This is a genomic window from Halomonas sp. (genome assembly GCF_041689495.1).
Classification (GTDB): domain Bacteria; phylum Pseudomonadota; class Gammaproteobacteria; order Pseudomonadales; family Halomonadaceae; genus Halomonas.
In genome coordinates this window covers 1-1375 of sequence record NZ_JBDNGD010000509.1, presented here as the reverse complement: position 1 = coordinate 1375, position 1375 = coordinate 1, and the positions used below count along the sequence as shown (strand labels likewise).

The following is a 1375-nucleotide window of genomic DNA, read 5'->3' as shown; positions in this document are numbered from 1 at the left end:
CCCAGCCGGGAGAACGCCCGGCGCACCGGCCGCCACAGCCGGCTGAGCAGCCACAAGACGGGCAGGCCGAGCACCAGCCAGGGCGTGAGGAACACCACCACCAGGATGACCTGGCCCATCGACTCGAAGAACAGCGTGGTACTGCGGTCCAGCGCCCGCCACAGGGGGGCGAGCACGCCGTGCTGGCGGGGTTCCACCCAGCGTTGTTCCTGGAAGCTGGCCGAGATCGCCACGGTGTCGGTGACCTGAGGTCGCGGTCCACACGCATGGCCAGGTAGCCATTGGCCAGGCCATGACGGGGCGTCTGCAGGCTTCCCTGCTCCACTCGGCATTCGGCGGCCGCCAGGCAGGCGTCATGGGTCTCGCGATAGGCCGCCACCAGCGGCTCGGTATCATCGAACTGCAGGCTGTAGTTGCGGCGTTCCTCGATGCGGGCCTGTGTCTCATCCTTGGCACTCCCCTCTGCTGGGCGGCTGAGACTGGCCATGTCGGCCTGGCGCACCATGGCCTCACCCGAAAAGCCGGCGGATTCCGGCGAGACTCTCGGGCGAGGCGTCGGCTTCTCCACCCGGGTGTCGACCCCATCGCAACCGGCGAGTCCCAGGGCAATGGCCAGCAGGACTAGCGGCATGAGGGGGCGTTGATAACGACGATAGCGAAGGGCGGCAGGCATGGGGGGGGGGTGATCATCCGTGACGGGCGTACTGCCTCTAGCGTAGCACCTCGACGCCATCCACGGATGTCTGCACTCGCCAGTGCCTTTACGACACCAGCCTAGCCGCCATTGAGCCACCAGGTCGCGGCGTTGAGGTAGGCCGCGAAGCTTACCCAGGCCAGGTAGGCGGCGAGCTGGGCGACGAAGGGCCAGAGGGTATGCCAGCGTGCGCCACACGGGGAAGCCAGGGTGGCGCGCCAGGCCGCCAGGGCCATGAGCAGGTAGAGCGCGGTCCAGGCGATCGGGAAGGCGATACTGGGTGGGGTAAGCGGCGGTTTGTCCAGGGCGGCGTACCAGGCGCCGGGCGGGGTGGCGACGCCGCTGGACGCGGTCAACACGACCAGGGCCAGCCAGCCGAGAAGGATCATCAGGGAACGGGACGGGGACATGGGCGACATCCTTGCCGGTCGCGGTCGGGAATTCAGCGAGCGTAGCACACTCCCCTCGCCTCACCGGAGGCCCTGTCCATGTCAAGCATGGCTGTGGGCCTCCCGTCCTTGGTATTCTTGACATTCAGGACCATGGCGATAGGCCAGGCCGGCAGCTGGCGACTGGGGGAAGCAATGAACGATAGCGTCGATGTGATCATCGTGGGCGGCGGGATGGTCGGTGCCGCCCTGGCCGCGGCCCTTGGCAGGGAGGGCTTGCAGGTTGCCCTGG

At 68.0% G+C, this 1375-nt stretch carries 3 protein-coding genes; 1 reads left to right on the top strand and 2 read right to left on the bottom strand.

What is annotated here, in order from left to right; all coding sequences use genetic code 11:
* The coding region (locus ACESMD_RS15135) for a hypothetical protein (protein ID WP_372614602.1) at positions 1-233 on the bottom strand (233 nt) is incomplete at its 3' end.
* 59 nt (positions 234-292) lie between these two features.
* Between ACESMD_RS15135 and ACESMD_RS15130 the strand changes: the two genes are divergently transcribed.
* Complete coding sequence (locus ACESMD_RS15130; protein ID WP_372614600.1) at positions 293-625, top strand: hypothetical protein; 333 nt, start codon at positions 293-295, stop codon at positions 623-625.
* 149 nt (positions 626-774) lie between these two features.
* Here ACESMD_RS15130 and ACESMD_RS15125 read toward each other — a convergent pair whose 3' ends face one another.
* Positions 775-1104 carry a tryptophan-rich sensory protein gene (locus tag ACESMD_RS15125; protein WP_372614598.1) on the bottom strand — a complete coding sequence of 110 codons (330 nt, stop codon included), beginning with the start codon at positions 1102-1104 and terminating at the stop codon, positions 775-777.
* Positions 1105-1375: the final 271 nt, after the last annotated feature.

Bases quoted from the DNA above. Each gene is read 5' to 3' on its own strand.
- ACESMD_RS15130 (WP_372614600.1), top strand. From the start codon at position 293: ATGACGGGGCGTCTGCAGGCTTCCCTGCTCCACTCGGCATTCGGCGGC.
- ACESMD_RS15125 (WP_372614598.1), bottom strand. From the start codon at position 1,104: ATGTCCCCGTCCCGTTCCCTGATGATCCTTCTCGGCTGGCTGGCCCTG.